The 14,761-nt window shown below is 67.6% G+C and carries 17 protein-coding genes, 1 tRNA gene and 1 pseudogene; 14 read left to right on the top strand and 5 right to left on the bottom strand.

The window, feature by feature from the left end:
• The first annotated feature begins 241 nt into the window (after window positions 1–241).
• From G3I54_RS30280 to G3I54_RS30270, 3 genes and pseudogenes are all read left to right on the top strand, one after another.
• On the top strand, window positions 242–1,486 hold the full coding sequence (locus tag G3I54_RS30280) for an Ig-like domain-containing protein (RefSeq protein ID WP_164619191.1): 1,245 nt from the start codon (window positions 242–244) through the stop codon (window positions 1,484–1,486).
• A gap of 92 nt (window positions 1,487–1,578) precedes the next feature.
• On the top strand, window positions 1,579–2,346 hold the full coding sequence (locus G3I54_RS30275; protein WP_164619189.1) for an enoyl-CoA hydratase-related protein: 768 nt from the start codon (window positions 1,579–1,581) through the stop codon (window positions 2,344–2,346).
• Window positions 2,347–2,489: 143 nt separating this feature from the next.
• Window positions 2,490–2,687 (top strand): annotated as a pseudogene (locus tag G3I54_RS30270) (NUDIX hydrolase); the annotation flags it as partial.
• 713 nt (window positions 2,688–3,400) lie between these two features.
• Here G3I54_RS30270 and G3I54_RS30265 read toward each other — a convergent pair.
• Together G3I54_RS30265 and G3I54_RS30260 are read right to left on the bottom strand one after the other, a co-directional pair.
• Window positions 3,401–3,871, bottom strand: coding sequence for an NUDIX domain-containing protein (locus G3I54_RS30265; RefSeq protein ID WP_164619187.1), 471 nt, complete (start codon window positions 3,869–3,871; stop codon window positions 3,401–3,403).
• Between the two features lie 2 nt (window positions 3,872–3,873).
• Window positions 3,874–4,617 (bottom strand): helix-turn-helix domain-containing protein, encoded by a 744-nt coding sequence (locus G3I54_RS30260; RefSeq protein ID WP_164619185.1) that lies wholly within the window; start codon window positions 4,615–4,617, stop codon window positions 3,874–3,876.
• Window positions 4,618–4,981: 364 nt separating this feature from the next.
• Between G3I54_RS30260 and G3I54_RS30255 the strand changes: the two genes are divergently transcribed.
• Together G3I54_RS30255 and G3I54_RS30250 are read left to right on the top strand one after the other, a co-directional pair.
• Window positions 4,982–5,425 (top strand): hypothetical protein, encoded by a 444-nt coding sequence (locus G3I54_RS30255; protein WP_164619183.1) that lies wholly within the window; start codon window positions 4,982–4,984, stop codon window positions 5,423–5,425.
• 72 nt (window positions 5,426–5,497) lie between these two features.
• A complete protein-coding gene (locus G3I54_RS30250) occupies window positions 5,498–6,334 on the top strand; it encodes a protein kinase (protein ID WP_164619182.1) in 837 nt (278 codons plus the stop codon).
• 204 nt (window positions 6,335–6,538) lie between these two features.
• Here the strand turns inward: G3I54_RS30250 and G3I54_RS40195 are convergent, their stop codons facing one another.
• Entirely contained in the window at window positions 6,539–7,102 is a 564-nt protein-coding gene (locus G3I54_RS40195) for a DUF4145 domain-containing protein (protein WP_164619180.1), read from the bottom strand.
• Between the two features lie 333 nt (window positions 7,103–7,435).
• Between G3I54_RS40195 and G3I54_RS30240 the strand changes: the two genes are divergently transcribed.
• Together G3I54_RS30240 and G3I54_RS30235 are read left to right on the top strand one after the other, a co-directional pair.
• Entirely contained in the window at window positions 7,436–7,912 is a 477-nt protein-coding gene (locus G3I54_RS30240) for a hypothetical protein (protein WP_164619178.1), read from the top strand.
• Between the two features lie 521 nt (window positions 7,913–8,433).
• Entirely contained in the window at window positions 8,434–8,967 is a 534-nt protein-coding gene (locus G3I54_RS30235) for an NUDIX hydrolase (RefSeq protein WP_164619176.1), read from the top strand.
• Here the strand turns inward: G3I54_RS30235 and G3I54_RS30230 are convergent.
• Window positions 8,945–10,291: a helix-turn-helix transcriptional regulator gene (locus G3I54_RS30230; protein ID WP_164619173.1), complete on the bottom strand. Its 1,347-nt coding sequence runs from the start codon at window positions 10,289–10,291 to the stop codon at window positions 8,945–8,947. The genes G3I54_RS30235 and G3I54_RS30230 overlap by 23 nt on opposite strands.
• Window positions 10,292–10,414: 123 nt before the next feature.
• Between G3I54_RS30230 and G3I54_RS30225 the strand changes: the two genes are divergently transcribed.
• The 6 genes from G3I54_RS30225 (at window position 10,415) to G3I54_RS30205 (ending at window position 13,378) form a co-directional block, all read left to right on the top strand.
• Window positions 10,415–10,615 carry a hypothetical protein gene (locus G3I54_RS30225; protein ID WP_239144658.1) on the top strand — a complete coding sequence of 67 codons (201 nt, stop codon included), beginning with the start codon at window positions 10,415–10,417 and terminating at the stop codon, window positions 10,613–10,615.
• A complete protein-coding gene (locus tag G3I54_RS30220) occupies window positions 10,615–10,944 on the top strand; it encodes a hypothetical protein (RefSeq protein ID WP_164619170.1) in 330 nt (109 codons plus the stop codon). The genes G3I54_RS30225 and G3I54_RS30220 overlap by 1 nt, the downstream gene beginning before the upstream one ends.
• Entirely contained in the window at window positions 10,932–11,138 is a 207-nt protein-coding gene (locus G3I54_RS30215) for a hypothetical protein (RefSeq protein ID WP_164619167.1), read from the top strand. Before G3I54_RS30220 ends, G3I54_RS30215 begins: the two co-directional genes overlap by 13 nt.
• Window positions 11,138–12,262 (top strand): radical SAM protein, encoded by a 1,125-nt coding sequence (locus G3I54_RS30210; RefSeq protein ID WP_164619165.1) that lies wholly within the window; start codon window positions 11,138–11,140, stop codon window positions 12,260–12,262. The genes G3I54_RS30215 and G3I54_RS30210 overlap by 1 nt, the downstream gene beginning before the upstream one ends.
• The gene (locus G3I54_RS39110) at window positions 12,259–12,423 is read left to right on the top strand and encodes a hypothetical protein (protein ID WP_203687388.1); all 165 of its coding nucleotides are present in this window, start codon (window positions 12,259–12,261) and stop codon (window positions 12,421–12,423) included. The genes G3I54_RS30210 and G3I54_RS39110 overlap by 4 nt, the downstream gene beginning before the upstream one ends.
• Before the next feature lie 88 nt (window positions 12,424–12,511).
• Entirely contained in the window at window positions 12,512–13,378 is an 867-nt protein-coding gene (locus G3I54_RS30205) for a GNAT family N-acetyltransferase (protein WP_164619163.1), read from the top strand.
• 77 nt (window positions 13,379–13,455) lie between these two features.
• Here G3I54_RS30205 and G3I54_RS30200 read toward each other — a convergent pair.
• Window positions 13,456–13,564: transfer RNA gene (locus G3I54_RS30200), tRNA-Arg, on the bottom strand.
• Window positions 13,565–13,787: 223 nt separating this feature from the next.
• On the opposite strand from G3I54_RS30200, the gene G3I54_RS30195 reads away from it, so the two are divergent.
• The gene (locus G3I54_RS30195; protein ID WP_164619161.1) at window positions 13,788–14,303 is read left to right on the top strand and encodes an ATP-binding protein; all 516 of its coding nucleotides are present in this window, start codon (window positions 13,788–13,790) and stop codon (window positions 14,301–14,303) included.
• The last annotated feature ends 458 nt before the right edge of the window (window positions 14,304–14,761 follow it).

Here is a 14,761-nt window from a genome sequence, read left to right as displayed (position 1 = left end):
GCCGAGCCCTCGGAGGCTCCCCGTGCCCGGGCATCCGGGCATCCCTCCGGGCGACCCCTCCGGCCGGCCCCGGCACCCCGCGCCACCTGCGCAGCTCCCCGAACCAGTTGGGACGGAACGGTGACATTCCGGAGGGAGTTCATCCCGCTCGCGATGTGATTATCTTGCGGCGACGCGCATTTTCTGCGCGCGGGGGTGCGGGCCATGGCGGGGCCAGGCCGTGCGAGGGGAGACGACCACAGTGAACGGGCAGCCGATATCGGGGGCATCGGCCGGGGCGAGCGGGAAGCGGCGCGGCGGACCGGGGCTTCTGGCCCTGGTTCTGGGAGCACTTCTGTTGCTGGTGACGGCGTGCGGCGGCAGTGCTGACGCGGAGGACAAGAAGAGCCCCGCGGGCGGTACGAAGAAGGAGGACACGACCGCTTCGCAGGCGGTCGTGACCATCGCGCCCAAGGACGGCGCGGAGTCCGTGGCGACCAGCGGCGCGCTGAAGATCGGCGCCACGCAGGGCAAGCTGACCACGGTGAAGGTCGCCGATCCCAAGGGCAACGAGGTCGCGGGCGAGATCGCGGCCGACGGCGCGAGCTGGGCGCCGGAGCGGCACCTCGCCGCCGCCACCAAGTACACGGTGCACGCGGTCGCCAAGGACGCCGAGGGCCGTGAGTCGGCGAAGGACACCACGTTCACCACGCTGGTGCCGCAGAACACCTTCATCGGGCAGTACACGCCGGAGGACGGCTCCACCGTCGGGGTCGGCATGCCGGTCTCCATCCACTTCACCCGGGGCATCACCGACCCGGCCGCGGTAGAGGGGGCGATCAAGGTGACGGCCGAACCGGCCGTCGAGATCGAGGGCCACTGGTTCGGCAACGACCGCCTCGACTTCCGCCCGGAGAAGTACTGGGCGGCGGGCACCAAGGTGACCGTCGAGCTCAACCTCGACGGCGTCGAGGGCCGGCCGGGCGTCTACGGCAAGCAGGCCAAGACGGTGAAGTTCACCATCGGCCGCAGCCAGGTCTCCACCGTCGACGCGGACACCAAGCGGATGAAGGTGGTCCGCGACGGCAAGCAGATCAAGGACATCCCGATCTCCGCGGGCGCTCCGGCGACGACCACGTACAACGGTCAGATGGTCATCAGCGAGAAGCTCAAGGTGACCCGGATGAACGGCGACACCGTCGGCTTCGGCGGCGAGTACGACATCAAGGACGTGCCGCACGCCATGCGGCTGTCCACCTCGGGCACCTTCCTGCACGGCAACTACTGGGGCGCGTCCTCCATCTTCGGCAACACCAACACCAGCCACGGCTGTGTCGGTCTGCGCGATGTGCGCGGCGGCTACGACAACCAGACGCCGGCGGCCTGGTTCTACAACAAGTCGATGATCGGCGACGTGGTCATCGTGAAGAACTCCAAGGACAAGCAGATCGCCCCGGACAACGGCCTCAACGGCTGGAACATGGACTGGGAGGAGTGGAAGAAGTAACCCTCTTCCCCTTCCTGAACGACCCGGCCGGGCCCGGTGCTGTGACCAACGGCACCGGGCCCGCCCGCGTTAGCGGTGGTTAACCTCTTGGCATGACTGTGACTCTCGAAGTACGCGACGGCGTCGGCACCATCCAGATCGACCGGCCGCCCATGAACGCCCTGGACGTGGCGATCCAGGACCGGCTGCGGGAGCTGGCCGAGGAGGCGACCCGGCGCGAGGACGTGCGCGCCGTGATCCTCTACGGCGGCGAGAAGGTGTTCGCGGCGGGCGCGGACATCAAGGAGATGCAGGCGATGGACCACACCGCGATGGTGCTCCGGTCCAAGGGCCTCCAGGACGCCTTCACCGCCGTCGCCCGCATCCCCAAGCCGGTCGTCGCCGCCGTCACCGGTTACGCGCTCGGCGGCGGCTGCGAACTGACGCTCTGCGCCGACTACCGGATCGCCGCGGACAACGCCAAGCTCGGCCAGCCGGAGATCCTCCTCGGCCTGATCCCGGGCGCGGGCGGCACCCAGCGGCTCGCCCGCCTGATCGGCCCCTCCCGCGCCAAGGACCTCATCTTCACCGGCCGCATGGTCAAGGCGGAGGAGGCCCTCACTCTGGGCCTGGTCGACCGGGTGGTCCCGGCCGCCGAGGTCTACGAGCAGGCACACGCCTGGGCCGCCAAGCTGGCCAAGGGCCCCGCGCTGGCGCTGCGCGCGGCCAAGGAGTCGATCGACGCCGGACTGGAGACGGACCTCGACACCGGGCTCACCATCGAGCGGAACTGGTTCTCCGGTCTGTTCGCCACGGAGGACCGCGAGCGGGGGATGCGCAGCTTCGTGGAGGAGGGGCCGGGGAAGGCCACGTTCCTCTGATCCGTAGCTCAGAGCTGCGGGCAGGGGCCGCCGACGGCGGTGGTCGGCGGCGGCCCCTGGGATCGCCTGGGATCGCCGTGGCCGTCCCTGTACCTCTGCGATGCTGGAAGCGGCGCGAGGTGCTGATGATGTGGCGGCATCGCATCACCGACTCCCAGCACCACGTCTTCCGGGCCGACGGGGCGACGTACGAAGGCCCGCCGACCGAGAAGAACGAGTCGGACCGGATCGAATGGATCCCGCTGGCCGACGTGCGAGCCATGATCGACCGGCGCGAGATCGTCAGCAGCGGCTCCCTGGTCGGGCTGCTCTACCTCCTCATGGACGAGGCCATCCGCTGACCCGACGGGGCGGCACTTTCCATAGCCGGTACTCGAACGCAACCACGGCTGGTTCGCAGCGTATGGGCCCGAACCGTTCGTGGAACTCCCGGAGGGCCGAGGACTCGTAGCGAGCCGACGGCTGCCGCTGGGACCAGAGAGCCATGCCCATGCGGCCTGCCTCGTCGAGCCGCATCCGATGTGGACGACCTGATCGCCGGAAGCAAGCACGACATGCGGATGGTGCGGACGGCCGGCCCACATGAGACCGGTCGGCGGTGCCGAAACGGTCTTCGATCAGGACAGCCGTCTCAACGTGGGGTTCGAAGCCAATCGGTGCGCCAACTGCTCGCGGTTGAGGCGCACGACTGTCTGGGTATCAAGGCTGATCGAGCTGCCGTGGCACTTGCCCCGACGAGGTGCTGAACGATCTGTTCCAGTCCCCGGCTCGCGTGGCCCGTGCCCGTCAACGGCGCTTGGATCGGCGTCAAGCAGGACCTGCGTCGGTGCGTACCGCCTCTGAAGGACAGCCCAGCACCCGAGCTCCTGGCGCAGCACTCGTGGCATCTCGTCGCGAACAGGTCCCCTGCCACAACCGTGCCGGATGCAGGAGGTAGCCACGATCTGCGCCGTTGCCTCATGGGTGAGCGACCAACCGCTTCCTGGCCCGGTGAAGCCGCAGCTCAGCAGAGAGGCAACCTGGACTCTCTCCCAAAGCGGATGTCGCATGTCGTTCAGCCGAGATAGGGCCGCGCACGGCGTTCAAGGAAGTGGCGGATCCGGAGCCGCTGCGTGTGGTGCATCGGCAGTTGATCGATGTCCTGCGGCGGCACGAAGCGCAGCTCCGTAGACTCGTCCGAGATCGCGAGCCGGCCACCGACCACACGGGCCGTGAAGCAGACGTTGAACTGTCTGCGCACCTCACCGTCCGAGTAGGCGATGATGTGGCGAGGGTCGGTGTACGTGCCGACGAGCCCGATGATCTCGACGTCCAGACCCGTCTCCTCCTTCACCTCGCGGACGGCCGTGCCGGGAAGCGAGTCGGCCATCTCCATGCCGCCGCCGGGAAGAGCCCAAAGGTCGTTGTCGCGTCGGCGCTGCAAGAGGAGACGCCCTTCGGCGTCGGTGATCACGGCGGACGCCGCGACCACCAAGCTGTTCGGTTCAGGTGCCGCCGGGTCGTCGTAGTACTCGGTCCGTGCCATGGTCACCCTTCGCTTACCGGCGTCGCGGTCTCCCAGACCGCATCGAAGCTGTTGGCGTAGGTGTCGAACATGCCGCCCTCTTCGCTGCGCCGCAGATGCCATACAGGAGCGCCGTAGGCGTTCACGCCCCAGATATGGGCATTGACCATTGCCTGGTCATCCGCACGATAGATCGAGTTGTAGAGCGTGGTGGCATGTGTCCGCACCTCGATGCCAGGTACCCCGGCAAGGGGGCGGTAGTGCATGAGGGCGAGTCGACAGCGGGACTCGATTCCGTGGCCGAACCTCTCTTCCCTGCCGCGCTGTTGGATATGGGCGCTGTCCGGGTCGCCGATCGCGATGCGGACCGCGCACCCGTCGGCAGCGCGCTCTCGCAGCAAGCCGTTGAGCCGCGGGTACGCCTCGTGCAGGAAGACTGCCGCGTACACCAGCACGTCGATGCGCTCGCGGGCTTGGGTCAGCATGTCCACAAAGGTGGAGACGGGGATGTCCGCCCGCTGGTCGTAGAGGGCCACCAGTTCCGGACTCACAGCGCGGGCAGGGCGTGCCTGCCGGAGCGCGGGCCAGAGAGCGTGCACGTCTTCTCCCAGCGATTTCGCTGCCGCCATGGCTGTGGCACGGCGCGGCGTGCGCCCCGAATTGACCCATCTCTCAACGGACTTGGGATCGACCTCGACCTTGTTCGCCAGGGCGGTGTACGTCCAGCCGCCGGCCGCCATGGCCGCACGTAACCTCTCGTTCGGCATCTCAATCTCACCTGACACTCGGGGACGGCACCAGGGACGTTCTACCCGACGCGGGACGTCCCGAAGTGGGGTTCGTCGGAGGTTCCGACGTCCTGATGAGTGGCAGGATCCTCGTCCGCATGGCGAGCAACCAGCAGGCCAGGTCGTGCATCGGTGCATTGGCGAAGGACACCGCCAGGGGATGTATCGGCGTCGTCCTGGGCGAGGTCGGCGGTCGTGTGCGGATACGGCCGATCCGCGGCGGCTTCCCGTACTCGTTCAGGACCTGCCTTCCGAGCCCGCCTTCTGGTCGTCCTTGGGCCGTGACTCAACGACCGATGCGAGAGGTGGGCGTCATGCATCACCACACACGAGGAGTCGACACATGACGGCAACGACGAACGATCGGAGGACCGGTCGCGCGGTGGCTGGTGAGGAGTTGTTCGAAAGCCTCGCCCACTTCGTGGTCGTCCACAACGGGCAGTCGCCCGAGCAGGCCCGGCGGATCGCGGACCAGGCCGTGGCCTTCCTGGTCACCGCTGCCACCGTCACCGTTCCCATGGTCCCGTCGGACGATGTGGACCTCGGGCTGCACGCGCTCATCCTGCACACGAAGGAGTACGCGGCCCTGTGCGAGCGGTACGCGGGCCGCTTCCTCCACCACAACCCGGCGCCTGGTGGCGGGGCCCGTGCCCCGGAGAAGGTCGCCGCCTCCGCGCACGCCATGAAGGCGGCCGGGTTCATGGTCTTCGACGATCTGTGGACCATGGACGGCACCAACCTCGCGCAGTGCGACGCGGACTGCGGCCGACCGTACGGTCAGGCGTAGCACGCGACAGCAGTGACACGGCCGGCCACGAGTGGTGGCCGGCCGCCGGTAGGACCGGAAGGAGAAGAGACGTTGCCAAGGTCAGTCCCTGAGCTGCCGATCGCGGTGCTCGACACCCTGATGCCTACGGTTCAGCGCCTGGCGGCGGACCGCCGGGGCTCCACGGTCTGGGAAGTGGAGAGCCGACGGGGCCACTACGCCGTGAAGCTCGGTCATCCGATCGAGGCCACGGCCGACCGGCCCGCCCAGCCCTGGACCGCGCTCGCACCGGCACGCGAGGGGGCCGTACTGCATCACCTGGGCCTGGACGACGTGGCGTACGGCGAGTGGGGGAGCGGAACGTGGAACCTCCAGCCATGGCGCCAGGGGCCGGACCTCTACCAACTGTGGGAGCCCTGCCGTAAGAAGGGCTCGATCGTCGAACCTCACACCAGCGTCGCACTGGGCTGTGTCGAGGCGTTGGCCGACCTTCACGCCAAGGGCTGGGCCCACGGTGACGTACAGCCCGCGCACTTCATCATCGGGCCGGAGCGGACGCATCTCATCGACCTCGCCCTTGCCCGGGGCGGGCACGTACCCGCTGAGTACGACTTCCCGTTCCGCGGCTGCCTGGTCCACTACGAGGCTCCGGAGATCGCGCGCAGCGTGCTCGCCACCGGAGAGGCCGAACCCACGCCGGAAGCCGACATCTACGCGCTCGGCGCATCCCTGCTCATCTCCGCCACGGGCTGGCGTGCCGTCGAGTACCCGGACGACGCACCCCGCCCCGAGCAGAGGCGAGCCGTCGCGAGCGGCAAGCGTCGGCCCGTGCGAGCACCGGGCGAGCTGGGCGACCTGATCGACACCATGCTCAGTCCGGTTCCGGGCGACCGGCCCACGATCCAAGAGGTCCGTGAGGCGCTGCGCTAAGCCTTGCCAGTGTCCTGCCGTCCCCCTGCCGCCCCCCCGAAGCTTTCCTGGACGGGATCAGAACCCGCAACCATCTGATCCGTAGCTCTAGCCGGATCGGTCAACGACGGCCATATCCGCCGCTACTCGGCCCCGGAGAGGCGTGCGCGTACGGGGGCGGTTGCTGTGGTTGCGGGTACGCCGCTGCTGTCACATGGCCTGCGTCTACGGCGCGGACTGTTTGGCTGCTGCACGGCGAGCTGCACGTGCTACTGCCATCTGGGCGCGCTGAGCGGGCTGGACGTAAAGAATGAGAACGGTTTCTTGGATCAGGCCAGCAAGATCGGCGATCTCTTCTGTCGAATATGAAATACCGTCATGCACAGCATCATTGCCAACGGCTCTTGCCTCGTCGAAGGCGTCCACGACACTTTGTGGCACCCCCATGCCGGAAAGAGTAGTGATCATGGCCTTGAGGTTTTTGCCCGGTGCCCCTCGTTCCTTGACGATCTGCTCGACGACGCTGCGGTAGCCGACTCCAGCCAGACGCATGGCTCCCCCTGCCTCGGCTTGCGCGGCTTCTGCGAAGACTTCACGAACGGCTTCCGGAGCTTCAGGAGCGAGTTGGCGCGGAGCCCGTTTGGGCCAGACCTGCTCTAGATCAACAGTGTCATAGAACCAAACACGTTGTGCGCCACCAGTCCCACGCGACGTGCGACGTGCAGTACGGAGGTAGAGGCTCTGCTTCTTGCACCAGTCACAGGTCAGAAGCATCTCGTAGACGGCCACTCCGTTTCCGTCTTGGCTTCCGTCGATAGGCGTGTGGGAATCACGCGTGAGAGTGGTGTGTTTGAGGCACGACGGGCAATCGCCAGCGGTCCGGACAGAGCTACCGGGACGCCCCTCTAGATCAGGGAACCTGTGGGTCATGTCGGGAACCGTACTATCCGGCTCCCGGGCGCGCGGGGTCTTTTGAACCGTAGCTCTGCGTGGAGCCGTCAGCAACGGCCCGGCTTCCTCGCTACGGCAAACGGTGAGGTACGAAAGCAGTTGCGCTACTACGCTGCGGAACGGCTGGCGCAGGGCAAGCGTGGCCTTGATCAGATCTATCGGTGAGAACCTATGGCTGCAACTGAGGTGCTCACGCCTCTTCTAGGCGGTGTGGGCGTTGTGCTTGCCGCAGCGTTGGGTCCGCTGGTTACGGGCACCATCCAGAACCGTCGTGATGCTCGCCTGACTGCGGACCTAGAGCGCAACTGGGAGATGCTGGACAAGCTAAACGCAGATCAGTCGCAGTCATGGGTCCATGAGACCAGTCAGTTGGAAGTGCTGGTGAGAACCCAACTCGCGGCCGTTCTGGCTCGACAAACGAGGTTTGTCGCTCATCGCCGCAACTGGGCGAGTCTGGGTGCCGTGATCATCGTCGTCATCTTCTTCTTCCCGACTCTATGGCTTCTCGCACTACCAGGAGCTTGGTGGTCTTGGAGCCTCTTCGTGGGAGCCCTCCTGCTAGGCCTGCTCCTATGCGGAATTGGCCTCTACCAGACCTTCAATCCCGACGACCCTCCAGCCCCCGAAGACAACCCAACTACTGACTAGGGGAGGGGGCTACAAGCACTCCCACCTCGTCCCACCACTTACCCCGGCTCCTATCCCGGAGCCTGAGCCCCCGCCGGAGGCATCCTCTTGAAGCTGCGGGCTTGGTTCTCGACTCATGCCCCATGGGCCTATCCACTGCGGGCGCGCGTCGGCGGCGGCAGCGCCGAGCGGGCCGAAGCCAGGAGCGCAGGCGCAGCCAGCGTCGGGTGCTTGATGAGGTAGAGAAACCTGTAACAACTCGCTCAACGCTTACGCGCTGATCAGGACGCCACGCTCAGAGGCTCACTCGATCGCCCTCGAAGCCCACAGGCGGGTCTCGCTCTACGCATGGTGCTACATCTCCCAACCCCAGTCGGCACCACGCCGGTCAAGCGAAAGACGCCAACGCAGCCCGAGTCTCCGACAAGCGCCCGGCCGCACGCGCAAATCGCATGTGTCAATCTGACGCGAACTTGTCGGAAGCGCGGCGCGCGTCTCCACAACTCTGCGATGCTGAAAGCCGATCGAGAGGGGCTGCGGCGATGCAGTGGAAGATCCACGGGGAACGTCCGATCTACGAGAACAACTGGGTGAACCTGTGGCTCACCGATGTCGAGACGCCTGACGGGAACCGCTGGGAGCACCACGTCGTCAAGCTCCGGCACCTGGCCGTGGCCGCCGTCGTCAACGATCGGCGCGAGGTGCTGATGATGTGGCGACACCGCTTCATCACCAACGCCTGGGCGTGGGAACTCCCCATGGGCCTGGTCGAGGAGGGCGAGACGCCTGCGGAAGCGGCGGCCCGGGAGGTGCTGGAGGAGACCGGCTGGCGGCTCGGCGCGGTCAAGTCACTGATCTATGCCGAGCCGGCCAACGGCATCACCGATTCCCAGCATCACGTTTTCCGGGCCGACGGGGCAACGCACGAGGGGCCTCCGACCGAGATGAACGAGTCGGACCGGATCGAATGGATCCCGCTGGCCGACGTGCGGGGCATGATCGACCGGCGCGAGATCGTCAGCAGCGGTTCTCTTGTCGGGCTGCTCTACGTGCTCATGGACGAGGCAATCCGCTGATCTGACGGGGTAGCACTTCCCGGAGCCGGGACTCGAACGTCACCGCGGCCGGTTCGCGGCGGAAGGGCTCCAGCTGTTCGTAGAACTCCGTGAGGTGGCCGGTGACTCGTTGCGAGCTGACGGCCGCCGCCGGGGCCAGTGCGTCCATGGCCGTGTAGCACGCCTCGTCGAGTTTGCCGCGCTGGAGTTGGGTGCGGGCGAGCCAGAAGGCGTGGAAGGCGCGGCCTCGGTGGTTCGATGCGTGTTCGTGGCGGAGGGCGTCCGCGATGAGAGGTTCGGCGAGGGCGGCTTCGCCCAGGCGGCCGTGTGCGATGCCGGTGTCCACTATCAGTTTCGGTTCGTCGAAGTAGGCGACCCAGGCCGGATCCGGGTCACCGGTGCTGATCCGTCCGAAGTGGGTGTGCGCTTCCGAGATCGCGGTGTGGGTCGCGCTGTGGTTGCCGAGGGTGGCGTGGGCGAAGGCTTCGCGCATCGCGAGCATGGCCAGTACGCGTGGTGTCGTTGCGGCGGCTGCTCGGGCCTGGTCCTGGGCGGCCGTGACGAGTGCGAGGGCGTCGCCGGGCTTGTCCTGGTAGGTGGCCTGGAGGCTCATGCAGGCGAGGACGTTGGCCATGAACTGGCGGTCGTCGATGGCCTTGGCCAGTCCGAGGGACTCGGTGAAGTAGGCGCGTGCCTGGTTGTACTGGCGGGCGTCGAAGTAGGTCCATCCGGTGAGCCGGGCCAGCTCGGCCGCGATGCTGTGCAGGCCGTCCCGTACAGGAGCCGGACGCTGCTTCTTGAGGAGGTCGACGACGTAGCGGAGCTGGCCGACCACCGCCGGCCGTAGGGTCTCGCCGCCGTGCTCGTCGTCCCGGCGCCAGTAGTCCGCGATCGACGAATGCAGCGCGTCCAGCGTCGACGGGCTGAGATCCCGCTCGGCCGCCAGAGCGAGGATGCTGTCGACGTCCGCCCCCGGCAGTCCGGCGGCAAACGGTTCGATGGCTGAGGTCGGAACCTCGGTCGGTTCGCGGGGCGTGACTGCCAGGGTGGGCGGTGTCTCCCAGGAGCGTCGGGCAAGGCCGAGCATGTTTCCGGGGATGCGCAGCCCGTCCGAGATCCGTTCGATCACATCCATGTGCACTAACTGCCTCCGCCCGGTGATCACCTCACCCACCCGGCTCGGAGTCAGGTCACAACGGCGCGCGATCATCGACGGATAGATGCCCGCTCGCGCCTTGACCAGCCGAAAGATGCGGCCGAAGTCTCTGGCCCGGCATGCCTCGATCATCACCGGATCCGTGAGCAGGCTGACCGGGAGTTCCTTCGGGCGAGGTGGCTCGGGCATCGGGCACGCTCCGGCATGAGGACTACGGATTGCAGCTCGTGGTCAACCGAAAGTGATGTTACCCAAGTTGGGTAACCCGCTTGGCCTTTCTGGCCGTGCCCGCAGATCGCGATGCTCCTGTCCATGGCGAACGGACAGGATGACGTACGGATGACGTTGCGGGTCTCCCGCGACTCCGGGCTGACGTGGGGGCCTCTCGCGGAGGTACGCGTGGGCGATGACCCGGTGGTACCGGAGAACCCGGGCCGCTACCCGCCGTGCGTCTGCCCCCGGTGCACGCAGCAGGCCCGGAACGCTGTCGCGTCCTTCCGGATGGTGTCGTGATGCGGTGCGTGCACTGGTACCGGGTGCCCCTCGACCTTGCGCGGGAAGCGCGGGAGAAGGTGGCCGCCCCGTACATCGACAAGGCGGTGCAGTGCCAGCTGTCCGCGCACGACGCGGGTGAGCACTTCGGTCTCCTCACCGACACCGGCGCATACGGGACCGCACTGTGGCTCCGCTGGTACGGGACGGACGAGGCCGAACTCTTTGTGCTGCCGGACTGCCCGGTGGTCGCCCCTGGTCCTGACGGGGAGGGCTGCTGTCTGTTCGCCGACCACCCCGAGCAGCACACCTGGGAAGACGCCCCGGAGGAGGTCTCGTGCACCAGCTGATCGCGCGCCCGCACAAGACCTGGCTCCCTCGCTCGCCTCGCAACGAACAGTGCGGCGATTGCGGTGGCAGCGGCGCCAACTCGTCCGGCAGAACCTGCGGCACCTGCAACGGGCTGGGCGAGATTCACTGCCGCGCCGGCCGCCAGGAGTCCCGCGTGCTGGCCCGCTCCGTGATCCGGAAGGAGGGCCACTGATGGCCCACGCTCTGATCGCCTCCCCGTTCCTCGACGGACATCTTCTCCTCAAGCCGGGAGCAAGGGCCGGCGCGCGCATCTCCGCCGACCACTTCGAGGGCCTGCGCCAGGCCGCCACCGACGGTGAGTCGCTTCCCGCCTGGGCGGTGCAGGCCGCCGCCGACCTGTGGGGCCTGGACCTGGGCGGCCAGACCGCGCACGGCACGGTGCTGGTGCGCGAGCCGTCTCCGTACGGCTACTGCCGTGCCTCCTGGGAGATCAACCTCGGCTGCAACTTCGGCTGCAAGCACTGCTACCTCGGCGAGCGGCCCTTCTCCGGCCTCGGCTGGGAGGACAAGGTGCGGCTGCTGGACATCATGCGCGAGGCCGGTGTCCTCTGGCTCCAGATCACCGGCGGCGAGCCCACCATGGATCCAGACTTCCAGGGTGCTTACCGGTACGCCTGGCGGGCCGGGATGATGCTCACCATCTCCACCAACGGCTCACTGCTCTGGCGGCCGGACCTCCTCAAGCTCTTCCAGGACTGCCCGCCTTACCGTCTGGTCGTCAGCATGTACGGGGCGAGTGAGGAGTCCTTCGACACGCTCACCCAGCGCCGCGGGGCATGGAAGTCGTTCCGGCGAGGCATGGACGCCGCACGTGAGGCGGGGCTGCCGCTGCGGATCAACGTCGTGGTGACCGAGGACAACGCTTCCGAGGCCGACGAGATGGCCGCCCTCGCCGAGGAGTGGAACGTCGAGAACCACGCGTACACGAACATGACGCCCACGATCTACGGCGGCGGAGAGCCGCTCCTCGCCCAGTCCGCCGCCCACCTGCGGCAGCGCAAGCCGTTCGCCGGCTGCAACGCGGGACACACCTTCTTCCACGCCGACCCCCACGCCAAGGTCTCGATCTGCAAGGTCGGCCGCGACGACCAGATCGACCTCATGGCCGAAGGCATCGACGGCCTCACCCGGCTAGGCGCCATCGCCGACCGCCTCATGCTTCGCACCGGTGGGTGCGAGGGCTGCGCCCTGTCCGGCACCTGCCGGGTCTGCCGCCCCCTGGCCAAGCACTACCAGGAGGCGAAAGCGCCGCTGCACAGCTACTGCCAGCACGGAGACAAGGAGAACACCTCATGACCACGCCCGTACCGGTGACCATCCTCCCCGGCCCGCCCGCCTCGGCCCGCCGTCCGGCACCGCCCGTCGCCACCCTCTCGGTGACCGCCGTACTGGACCTGGACGAGGTCGTGGAGAGCGCGGAGTGCTCCTGCGATGCCGGTGACGACAACCCCCACTGACCGACACGAGCCGGTCAACTCCGTTCAGGCTCCGGCGTACTCGCGTCGGGGCCTGAGCCCTGCCCGTCCCACCACTAGGGTGCCGCTCATGTTCTTCCGCTGGGACTGGCTCCGGCCCCAACTGACCGCGCCGATCGTGCCGACTCTCGGTCCGGTCCACCCCGACGCCCTGTCGGTCGACCTCTTCGAGGACATTCTGCGAGTCGCGGACACCGGGGACTTCCTGCCCTACGACAAGGACCGGCGCTGGGGCGGCGAGAAGGACGAGACAGTCCTCCGCAGTGATGTGGTCCACCAACCTGAGCGCACCCTGATCCCCACCCTGACCCGGCGCGGACGCGGCACCGTGAAGGTCTTCGCCTACGGCCACCGAGACAGCGTCGTGAACGAAGCAGCCGAGCTGGCAGCGAAGCTCGCCGCACAGTACGACGCGTTCAACGCGAAGGTCGTGCGTCCACTCGGGCCCGACACCGGCTCTCCGCGCGGCACTCGCATCCAGCTGAAGCGCTTCACCGACCGCACCTGCCCAAACCCCGACGGGCCGGTCCGCCCCGTCACCGGCTGGCCTGCCGCCGTACGGGAGACCTTCGCCCCTTTCGCCGAAGCCATGGCCGCCGACGGCCTGGCCTTCCTCCACGCCCAGATGCAGACCGGCCAGTGCGGTCCGGTCCTCGCGACCGCCGTCGAGAACCGGATCGTGGGCGCGATCGGCCCCATGGACGTGCGCCTCGATGCCATCGGACGCCCCCAGCTCCTGCCTCAGTACTTCGCCGTCCTGCCCGACGTCCGAGGACAGGGCCTGGGCCGGATTCTGTGGCGGGCCGCGATGCACTGGGGGCAGACGCTCGGTGCCGCGTACCAACTTCTCCAGACCGAGGTCGGCGGCCCCTCCGATCGGCTGTGTCAGTCCGAAGGCCTGGCCACCCTCGGCTTCAGTCACACGACACGGGCGTAGCCGCTGGACGAGAAAGGTGTACGGGCAACGCGAGAGGCCCCCCAGGATGTCCCCCCGGGGGGGCCTCTCGCCTGCTGTGCACTCGGCAGGATTCGAACCCGCAACCATCTGATCCGTAGTCAGATGACCGGTGATCCGTAGTCAGATCGGGGTCGCCGATAGTCGGGTCGGGTGGGCCTCGTGTGCGGGGTTCACCAATCAGAGCGGATTATCCGGGCCTTAAGGCAACCTTAAGGCCCGGTGCCGCCGTCGGCCGGGCGACCCTCGCGGGGGCGTGTATCGCCGCAGCTCAGCGGGGCTCTGCGCGGCACTCTTTTGCCATGGGCATATGTCAAAAGCCTTCTGCGGAATGAGTTGTTCCGGGGTGCGGATTCCTGCGGAACGGCCCCGGAGGCCGATTCGTGCGGCCATGATGGTGGGCATGGCGGGCTTGGAGGGTGTGGATCAGCCGCGACCGCGCAGCAGCGCGACCGCGGCGCGCTGGACGTCGACCATGGATGACGAACAGGCGTTCAAGGCGCTGGAGTTGTTCGGAAATCCGACCGAGGGAGAAGTGCGGCTGCCGTCCCGTCCGGAGTCGGCGGCGACGGCCCGACGGCTCACCTCCTGCGTCGTGCTCCGTCAGTGGGCCCTCTCGCCGCAGACCGCGGAGTACGCGGTGCTCCTCGTCTCCGAGCTGGTCGGCAACGCGGTGCGCCACACCGGGGCCCGGGTCTTCGGGTTACGCATGGTGCGCCGGCGGGGCTGGATCCGGGTCGAGGTGCGTGATCCCTCGCGTGGGCTGCCGTGTCTGATGCCGGTGCGCGAGATGGACGTCAGCGGCCGAGGGCTCTTCCTCGTCGACAAGCTCTCCGACCGATGGGGTGTGGACCTGCTGCCGCGCGGCAAGACCACCTGGTTCGAGATGCGGATCTCCGACCGCTGACACGCAGAAACCCCCGGTCGGCCGTGGTGCGGCGCTGCGGGGGTTTCTGACGGGGGCCGTGACATGGGGGGTGTGTTCACGGCCGCTTATGACGACCTTGGCCCGGGTCAATGGGGGTCGTGGATCCGACTATGGCAGACGGGCGACCCCGGTGCCAAAGCGGCTTGTGTGGATATTTTAGGATCAAACGGGCATTTGCTGGTTGAATCGTAGGTGTGCTCGGTCACTTGCCTGGTTTTCCATGCATTCTTATGGCGACGTCTGAATGATTCATTGATCATCGGCTGAACTGCTCAATCACCCCATTTCGCCCATCGCGCCTCTACTGTGACCCCGGAACCGGTGGCATCCGTGGAGCGTGAGGTGGTCGGGCATGGACGGACGCAGGGCTCCGATGGGCCGCCGTGATGCGCTGGGCGCGGGCGCCGGGGTGCTGGCCGCCGCCCTCGCCGCCGGAT

It is taken from the genome of Streptomyces sp. SID14515 (assembly GCF_010548505.1).
GTDB lineage: Bacteria > Actinomycetota > Actinomycetes > Streptomycetales > Streptomycetaceae > Streptomyces > Streptomyces caviscabies.
Note: the sequence above shows the minus strand (reverse complement) of the source record. Positions and strands in the feature narration are given on the sequence as shown.

Bases quoted from the DNA above. Each gene is read 5' to 3' on its own strand.
- G3I54_RS30230 (WP_164619173.1), bottom strand. From the start codon at position 10,291: ATGCCCGAGCCACCTCGCCCGAAGGAACTCCCGGTCAGCCTGCTCACG.
- G3I54_RS30265 (WP_164619187.1), bottom strand. From the start codon at position 3,871: ATGGCACGGACCGAGTACTACGACGACCCGGCGGCACCTGAACCGAAC.
- G3I54_RS30260 (WP_164619185.1), bottom strand. From the start codon at position 4,617: ATGCCGAACGAGAGGTTACGTGCGGCCATGGCGGCCGGCGGCTGGACG.
- G3I54_RS30220 (WP_164619170.1), top strand. From the start codon at position 10,615: ATGCGGTGCGTGCACTGGTACCGGGTGCCCCTCGACCTTGCGCGGGAA.
- G3I54_RS30240 (WP_164619178.1), top strand. From the start codon at position 7,436: ATGGCTGCAACTGAGGTGCTCACGCCTCTTCTAGGCGGTGTGGGCGTT.
- G3I54_RS30235 (WP_164619176.1), top strand. From the start codon at position 8,434: ATGCAGTGGAAGATCCACGGGGAACGTCCGATCTACGAGAACAACTGG.
- G3I54_RS30210 (WP_164619165.1), top strand. From the start codon at position 11,138: ATGGCCCACGCTCTGATCGCCTCCCCGTTCCTCGACGGACATCTTCTC.
- G3I54_RS39110 (WP_203687388.1), top strand. From the start codon at position 12,259: ATGACCACGCCCGTACCGGTGACCATCCTCCCCGGCCCGCCCGCCTCG.
- G3I54_RS30225 (WP_239144658.1), top strand. From the start codon at position 10,415: ATGGCGAACGGACAGGATGACGTACGGATGACGTTGCGGGTCTCCCGC.
- G3I54_RS30205 (WP_164619163.1), top strand. From the start codon at position 12,512: ATGTTCTTCCGCTGGGACTGGCTCCGGCCCCAACTGACCGCGCCGATC.
- G3I54_RS30275 (WP_164619189.1), top strand. From the start codon at position 1,579: ATGACTGTGACTCTCGAAGTACGCGACGGCGTCGGCACCATCCAGATC.
- G3I54_RS30195 (WP_164619161.1), top strand. From the start codon at position 13,788: ATGATGGTGGGCATGGCGGGCTTGGAGGGTGTGGATCAGCCGCGACCG.
- G3I54_RS30255 (WP_164619183.1), top strand. From the start codon at position 4,982: ATGACGGCAACGACGAACGATCGGAGGACCGGTCGCGCGGTGGCTGGT.